9 protein-coding genes are annotated in these 7,170 nt (G+C 65.0%); 2 read left to right on the forward strand and 7 right to left on the reverse strand.

Annotated elements, in window-relative coordinates; all coding sequences use genetic code 11:
• Positions 1 to 12 precede the first annotated feature (12 nt).
• Together F6X61_RS15630 and F6X61_RS15635 are read left to right on the forward strand one after the other, a co-directional pair.
• On the forward strand, positions 13 to 582 hold the full coding sequence (locus F6X61_RS15630; protein ID WP_153787386.1) for an SPOR domain-containing protein: 570 nt from the start codon (positions 13 to 15) through the stop codon (positions 580 to 582).
• 115 nt (positions 583 to 697) lie between these two features.
• Positions 698 to 1,123 carry a GTP pyrophosphokinase gene (locus F6X61_RS15635; RefSeq protein WP_153787387.1) on the forward strand — a complete coding sequence of 142 codons (426 nt, stop codon included), beginning with the start codon at positions 698 to 700 and terminating at the stop codon, positions 1,121 to 1,123.
• 25 nt (positions 1,124 to 1,148) lie between these two features.
• On the opposite strand, the gene F6X61_RS15640 is transcribed toward F6X61_RS15635, so the two are convergent.
• The 7 genes from F6X61_RS15640 to F6X61_RS15670 form a co-directional block, all read right to left on the reverse strand.
• Entirely contained in the window at positions 1,149 to 1,391 is a 243-nt protein-coding gene (locus tag F6X61_RS15640; protein ID WP_153787388.1) for a DUF1654 domain-containing protein, read from the reverse strand.
• Between the two features lie 245 nt (positions 1,392 to 1,636).
• The gene (locus F6X61_RS15645) at positions 1,637 to 2,071 is read right to left on the reverse strand and encodes a GNAT family N-acetyltransferase (protein WP_153787389.1); all 435 of its coding nucleotides are present in this window, start codon (positions 2,069 to 2,071) and stop codon (positions 1,637 to 1,639) included.
• On the reverse strand, positions 2,064 to 3,230 hold the full coding sequence (locus tag F6X61_RS15650; RefSeq protein WP_110993191.1) for a cupin domain-containing protein: 1,167 nt from the start codon (positions 3,228 to 3,230) through the stop codon (positions 2,064 to 2,066). Before F6X61_RS15650 ends, F6X61_RS15645 begins: the two co-directional genes overlap by 8 nt.
• Before the next feature lie 81 nt (positions 3,231 to 3,311).
• Complete coding sequence (gene purB / locus F6X61_RS15655; protein ID WP_125859280.1) at positions 3,312 to 4,682, reverse strand: adenylosuccinate lyase; 1,371 nt, start codon at positions 4,680 to 4,682, stop codon at positions 3,312 to 3,314.
• A gap of 201 nt (positions 4,683 to 4,883) precedes the next feature.
• A complete protein-coding gene (gene hflD / locus F6X61_RS15660; protein ID WP_110993193.1) occupies positions 4,884 to 5,510 on the reverse strand; it encodes a high frequency lysogenization protein HflD in 627 nt (208 codons plus the stop codon).
• On the reverse strand, positions 5,507 to 6,631 hold the full coding sequence (mnmA, locus tag F6X61_RS15665) for a tRNA 2-thiouridine(34) synthase MnmA (RefSeq protein WP_153787390.1): 1,125 nt from the start codon (positions 6,629 to 6,631) through the stop codon (positions 5,507 to 5,509). The genes hflD and mnmA overlap by 4 nt, the downstream gene beginning before the upstream one ends.
• A gap of 58 nt (positions 6,632 to 6,689) precedes the next feature.
• Positions 6,690 to 7,130 carry an NUDIX hydrolase gene (locus F6X61_RS15670; RefSeq protein ID WP_153787391.1) on the reverse strand — a complete coding sequence of 147 codons (441 nt, stop codon included), beginning with the start codon at positions 7,128 to 7,130 and terminating at the stop codon, positions 6,690 to 6,692.
• Positions 7,131 to 7,170: the final 40 nt, after the last annotated feature.

Genomic DNA, 7,170 nt, shown 5'->3' on the forward strand with positions numbered 1-7,170 from the left:
GGAGGTACACGCGTGCGCAAACTGGCTGTGGTAATGGCAGTGTTGGCCCTGGCGGGCTGCAACAACGAGGTCGAAGGGGTACATAACCAGGTGGCCGAGCACCTGAAAAACCCCAAGACGGCCAAGTTCGCCAATGTGCGCTTCGACACCCAGGGCTCCATCTGCGGCCAGGTGCGCGGCAAGGACGATGCCGGGCAGTACGAGGCGTATCGCAGCTACGTGGCGATCAAGCGCGACGGCCAGTATCAGATCATCATCGACGAAACCGGCAATGACCTGCGCATCCGTGAAATCTGCGGCGGCGCCGAGCTGCAGCGCCGTGCCGAGGCCCTGGCTGACCAGCCGGCGCCGGAAGGCTGGGATGTGGAAGTGATCCAGGGCCCGAACATGGGCGCCCTGACCGACATGACCGCGCGCCTGATCGAGAAGGGCATCCCGTCCTGGGTCGAATACCGTGAAGGCAAGCCGGTGGTGTTGATCGGGCCGTACCCGAGCAAGGCCGAGGCCGATGCGCGCAAGGCGGAGGTCATGGCCAAGCTGGGAACCGACTCGGTGGTCATCCAGCACGGTGTCGCGCGCTGACAGTACCGTCAAGAAGTCGTCATGTTGCAGGTGGCTCACCCTTGGCAGGGCCTTGATGTCGAAGGACATTTTTACCGGCTATGCTGAGGGGGCGAACGCTGAGCAGGAGAGCCACATGGCAACGCTGGAACGTGCCATCGCGCTGGCCACCAGGGCACATGAAGGGCAGTACGACAAGGGTGGGGCGGCCTATATCCTCCACCCGCTGCGGGTGATGGCGCGGGTGACCACGCCCGAGCAGCGGATCGTCGCGGTGCTGCACGATGTGCTGGAAGACACCCCGTTCACCCTCTCCGACCTTGCCCGCGAGGGCTTCCCGCTGAAGATACTTGCCGCGCTGCTGGCCCTGAGCCGGCGTGAAGGCGAAAGCTACGAAGCCTTCGTCATCCGCCTGGGCGTCGACCCGTTGGCCCGTGAAGTGAAGCTGGCCGACCTGGCCGACAACAGCGACCTGTCGCGCATCGCCCGCCCGGGCCCGGCGGATCTCGCCCGCCTGGCCCGCTACCAGCAAGCCAGCGCCTACCTGCAAACGCTGGGCTGAGCGCTGTCGGCCACAGGCTGGCCGGTCAGTCTTCCTGCGGTACTGTCCAGAAGATCTGCACGCCGCCGTCATCGCGGTGGGCGAGGGTGACGTTGTCGTTCTCGGCGATTTCTGCGAGCAGGGTGTCCCAGTCTTCGGGCGTTTCCTGTTCGAGGCGGAAGATCAAGGCGGCGCGGCTGCGCTGGGCGATCGGGCTGTTGATGATCTTCTGGATGCGCTGACCCAGTTGTTCATAACTGCTTGGCGTTGCTGCGGGGGTGCTGGCCACGGGGTGTTCCTTGTTGTGCTGTATGCGCATACAGTATTTCACTGTAGGCCATTTCGCAACAAGGCGTGAGAGTAAAGGTATACGTGGTGATCCGTTTGCCGGCAAAGCCAGCTCCTACAGGTACAGCGCTGATCATGGGGCCTGTGGGAGCGGGTTTACCCGCGAACACCAGCGAAGCGGGTGCCAGAGTCCGCGGTGTCCACTTCGCGGGTAAACCCGCTCCCACAGGGGGCGCGGGGGCTCAGTCAGACCAGTTCGCGCGAGTCACGCACCATGTCGACGTGCGGGATGCCGGCCTCGAGGAACTCCTCGCTGACCACGCGGAACCCCAGGCGCTCATAGAACGGAGTGGCGTGCACCTGGGCGCTGAGCATCTGCTGCTTGAGGTCGCGGTTCTGCGCCTCGGTGATGACCGCATGCATCAGCGCATCGCCCACGTGCAGGCCGCGCCAGTCCTTGAGCACCGACACCCGGCCGATGGTGCCGTCGGGCAGCAGGCGGGCGGTGCCGATCGGGTAGTCGCCTTCCATGGCCAGGAAATGCACGGCCGTCGGGTCTTCGGCGTCGAACTCGAGCTCTGGCGGCACATGCTGTTCGGCGACGAACACGGCGCTGCGGATGCGGTGGATGTCGGCGTTGTCTTTGTGCCAGTCGGCCAGGCGAACGCTGATCTTATTCATCGGCGAACCCCAGGCTGCCTTGCATGACCAGTTGCTGGATCAGCATCAGGCCGTCTTCGTCCTGCAGCCACTGGGCAAGGTTGTCGATGTGCAGGGCATCGGCGGCGCACACCAGCTTGAGCAGTTCGCGCAGTTTGGCCGGCAGTGGGCAGCTGCGCCCGCTGGCGAACAGCATCAGGTCGTCATTGAGCTCGGACCAGGCCATGCGTGCGCTTGGGTTGCGGATCAGCACGGCGCCCTGTTCGAGGTAGTTGACCAGATCCTGCTCGCTCAGTTCTTCACCGGCAACCTGCTCGGGGTAGCGCGGCTCGGTCATGAACTGGCCGAACCAGGTCAGCAGCAGGTCCTTGTCGGACATGTGCTTGTCGATCAGCGCCTTGAGGCGGTCGAGGGCATCGTGCTGGATCTCGTGCGGGTCGCTGACCGGCTGGGCGTCGGCGTCGCTGTAGCGCTCTTCTTCGGGCAGGAACTGGCCGAGGAAGTCGGTGAAGTGGGTCAGCACTTCGGCGGCGCTCGGCGCGCGGAAGCCCACCGAGTAGGTCAGGCATTCGTCTTCGGCGACGCCGTAGTGGGCCAGGCGCGGTGGCAGGTAGAGCATGTCGCCGGGCTCCAGGGTCCACTCGTCGCTCTGTTCGAAGTCGGCGAGGATGCGCAGGTCGGCGTGGTCGATCAGCGGGCTGTCGCTGTTGCACATCTGGCCGACTTTCCAGTTGCGCTTGCCGTCGCCTTGCAGCAGGAACACGTCGTAGTTGTCGAAATGCGGGCCGACGCTGCCACCGGGGGCGGCGTAGCTGATCATCACGTCATCGATACGCCAGCTGGGCAGGAAGCGGAAGTTTTCCAGCAGCTCGGCCACTTCCGGCACGAACTGGTCCACGGCCTGGACCAGCAGGGTCCAGTCGCGCTCGGGCAGGTCGCTGAAGGCGTCTTCGGCGAACGGGCCGCGGCGCAGCTCCCACGGGCGCTCGCCGTGCTCGAGCACCAGGCGCGACTCGACTTCTTCTTCCAGGGCCAGGCCGGCCAGTTCGTCGGCGTCGATGGGGCTGATGAAGTCGGGGAAGGCCTGACGCACCAGCAGCGGCTTCTTCTGCCAGTAGTCGCGCAGGAATTCACGGGCCGTAAGGCCGCCCAGCAGTTGCAGTGGAGTATCAGAATTCATGTTCAACCTATTGATAAAACGTAATTTTTGTACGGGAATAAAAACGCCCGGCCAGGCCGGGCGTTGAACGCGACGGTCAGCTTAGACGCGTTTGGCCTGGGCCACGGCGTTGCCGATGTAGGTCGCAGGCGTGAGCAGCTTGAGCTCGGCCTTGGCGTCGGCCGGCATGTCCAGGCCGTCGATGAAGGTCAGCAGCGCTTCAGGGGTGATGCCCTTGCCACGGGTCAGCTCTTTGAGCTTCTCGTAGGGGTTCTCGATGTTGAAGCGGCGCATCACGGTCTGGATCGGCTCGGCCAACACTTCCCAGCAGGCGTCCAGGTCGGCGGCGATGCGGGCTTCGTTGACTTCCAGCTTGCCGATGCCCTTGAGGCTGGCCTCGTAGGCGATGACGCTGTGGGCGAAGCCCACGCCCAGGTTGCGCAGCACGGTGGAGTCGGTCAGGTCACGCTGCCAGCGCGAGATCGGCAGCTTGCTGGCCAGGTGCTGGAACAGTGCGTTGGCGATACCCAGGTTGCCTTCGGAGTTTTCGAAGTCGATCGGGTTGACCTTGTGCGGCATGGTCGAGGAGCCGATTTCACCGGCGACGGTCTTCTGCTTGAAGTAGCCCAGCGAGATGTAGCCCCAGACGTCACGGTCGAAGTCGATGAGGATGGTGTTGAAGCGGGCGATGGCGTCGAACAGCTCGGCGATGTAGTCGTGCGGTTCGATCTGGGTGGTGTAGGGGTTGAACACCAGGCCCAGCTCGTCTTCGATGAAGGCGCGGGCGTTCTGCTCCCAGTCGATCTGCGAGTAGGCCGACAGGTGGGCGTTGTAGTTGCCCACGGCACCGTTGATCTTGCCCAGCAGCGGCACGGCGGCTACCTGGGCGATCTGGCGCTCCAGGCGGTAGACGACGTTGGCCAGCTCTTTGCCCAGGGTGGTCGGCGAAGCCGGCTGGCCGTGGGTGCGCGACAGCATCGGCACGGCGGCGTGGGTGTGAGCCAGGGTGCGGATCGCTTCGGCGATCTGACGCATCAGTGGCAGCAGCACTTCGTCACGGCCAGCGCGCAGCATCAGGGCGTGGGACAGGTTGTTGATGTCCTCGCTGGTGCAGGCGAAGTGGATGAACTCGCTGACCTTGGCCAGTTCAGGCAGTTGAGCGGCCTGCTCCTTGAGCAGGTACTCGATGGCCTTGACGTCGTGGTTGGTGGTGCGCTCGATTTCCTTGACGCGTTCGGCGTGCTCGAGTTTGAAATCGGTGGCCAGGCTGTCCAGCACGGCGTTGGCTTCGGCGGAGAACGCCGGCACTTCGCCGATTTGCGGGTGGGCGGCCAGGCGCTGGAGCCAGCGCACTTCGACCAGGGCGCGGAAACGGATCAGGCCGAATTCGCTGAAGATGGGGCGCAAGGCCTGGGTTTTGCCGGCGTAACGGCCGTCTACAGGGGAAACCGCAGTGAGCGAAGAGAGCTGCATGGGGTGTTCTCGGACAGTCAGGCTTTTGGGGGGCGCATATCATACATGAAAAATGCGCCGGGGTCGGGTGGCTGACCAAAGGTCGGGCCGTTTCGAAGCGTGTGGTATTCCTGTGGGAGCGGCGGTGCGCCGCTGCGACTTGCCCCGCGATGGCGGCGAAGCGTCCGGCATCGCGGGGCAAGCCCGCTCCCACGGTTTACTTCAATCGTTGGTGCGCATCATGCCGTACAGCTCGTTGAGCAATTTGCGGCGGCTGAACACCAACTGCCAGCGGTGCCCGCCCAGCTGGCGCCACAGGCGCGCGGCGCGGATACCGGCCAGCAGCAGGGCGCGAATCTTCGAGGCGTTGTTGGCTTGCTGCAGGAAGCGCATGTCGCCGTGCACCTGGATGCGCTGGCGCAGGGTGCTCAGGGTGTCCTGGTACAAGGCTCCACTGGAAGCGATGACGTTATCGTGAACCAGGCCGAAATGCTCGGCCTGGGACTGGATCTGCGGCAGGCGGTTGCCGATGGTGTCGAGCAGGTCGCCACGCTTGGCCAGTTGGCGTTCCAGGCCGAGCATGGACAGCGCGTAGCGCAGCGGTTCGCGCTGCAGGCTGCTGGGGTCGCGCTCCAGGGCACCGACCAGCGCGCGGTAGCCGTCGCGCAGGTTGAGGTCGTCGCCGCCGAACACTTCCAGGGTGTCCTTGGGGTCGCGCACCAGCAGGCTGCCGAGCATGCAGCCCAGCGTGGCTTCGCTGGCCTGGCCGGTGCGGGCGATGCGGTCCACCAGCACGGCGGCCTGGAACACGCCGCCCAGGGCGATCAATTGCTCCTGCAGGTTGCTCATGCGCGCGGGCTCCACGGCTCGGCAATTTCGATCACGCCGCCGCCCAGGCACACCTCACCGTCGTAGAACACCACCGACTGGCCGGGGGTGACGGCGCGTTGCGGCTCGTCGAACACGGCGCGGTAGCCGTTTTCGGTCTGTTCGAGGGTGCAGTGCTGGTCGCCCTGGCGGTAGCGCACCTTGGCGGTGAGGCGGCGCGGGCTGCTCAGGTCGACGGGGTTGACCCAGAAGATTTCCGAGGCCAGCAGGGCGCGGGAGAACAACCACGGGTGCTCGTTGCCCTGGCCGACCACCAGTACATTGCGGGCCAGGTCCTTGTGCAGCACGTACCACGGCTCGTCGCCGGCATCCTTGAGGCCGCCGATGCCCAGGCCCTGGCGCTGGCCGATGGTGTGGTACATCAGGCCGTGGTGGCGGCCGATCACTTCACCGTCGGTGGTCTGGATCTCGCCGGGCTGGGCCGGCAGGTACTGCTTGAGGAAGTCGCTGAAGCGGCGCTCGCCGATAAAGCAGATGCCGGTGGAGTCCTTCTTCTTGGCCGTGGCCAGGCCGTGTTTCTCGGCAATGGCACGCACTTCGGGTTTTTCGAGTTCGCCGACCGGGAACAGCGTGCGGGCGATTTCCTTGCCGCCGACGGCATGCAGGAAGTAGCTCTGGTCCTTGTTCGGGTCCAGGCCCTTGAGCAGTTCGGTGATCGCGCCGGTGTCGCGGCGGCGCACGTAGTGGCCGGTGGCGATCAGGTCGGCGCCCAGCGACAGGGCGTAGTCGAGGAACGCCTTGAACTTGATTTCGCGGTTGCAGAGGATGTCCGGGTTGGGCGTGCGGCCGGCCTTGTATTCTTCGAGGAAGTGCTCGAACACATGGTCCCAGTACTCGGCGGCGAAGTTGGCGGTATGCAGCTTGATGCCGATGCGGTCGCACACGGCCTGGGCGTCGGCCAGGTCTTCGCGGGCGGTGCAGTATTCGGTGCCGTCGTCCTCTTCCCAGTTCTTCATGAACAGACCTTCCACCTGGTAGCCCTGTTCGATGAGCAGGAGGGCGGAAACGGAAGAGTCCACGCCGCCGGACATGCCGACGATGACGCGGGTCTTGGCGGGGTCTTTGAGTGCTGGGCTGGTCATGGCTACCGATGTGTATCAGGGGGAAAAGCGCGGATTCTATCAAACCCGCGGCGCGGCGTCAGTCGCGCAGCAGCTCGAGGCTGTGCAACGGGCCTTTCAGGTAGTCGTCCAGGCAACGCGGCACCAGCTCACTGCGCCAGCGCGTAGGGTCGGCCAGCAGTTCGTCGCGGGTTAGCCAGACGGCGCGGACGATATCGCTGTCCAGGGCCAGGCCCTGGTGGTGGCGCACGGGGCGGGCGGCGAAGCAGATGCGCTGGTAGGTGACGCCGTTGCTGGGTGCGGTATAGAGGTAGATGCCGACCACGCCGGTGAGCTCGACCTCCCAGGCGGTTTCTTCGAGGGTTTCGCGCAGGGCGGCCTGGGGTAGGGTCTCGTTGGCTTCGAGGTGACCGGCGGGCTGGTTGAAGACGTGCTGGTTGGCTTTGAATTCTTCGACGAAGAGGAACTTGCCTTCGTGCTCGACGATGGTGGCTACGGTGATGTGGGGTTGCCAGGTCATGGAGCGGTTTCCGGGTAGGGGCGTGGGAGCGGGCTTGCCC

It is taken from the genome of Pseudomonas sp. EMN2 (assembly GCF_009650555.1).
In the GTDB taxonomy this organism is placed as follows: Bacteria; Pseudomonadota; Gammaproteobacteria; order Pseudomonadales; family Pseudomonadaceae; genus Aquipseudomonas; species Aquipseudomonas sichuanensis.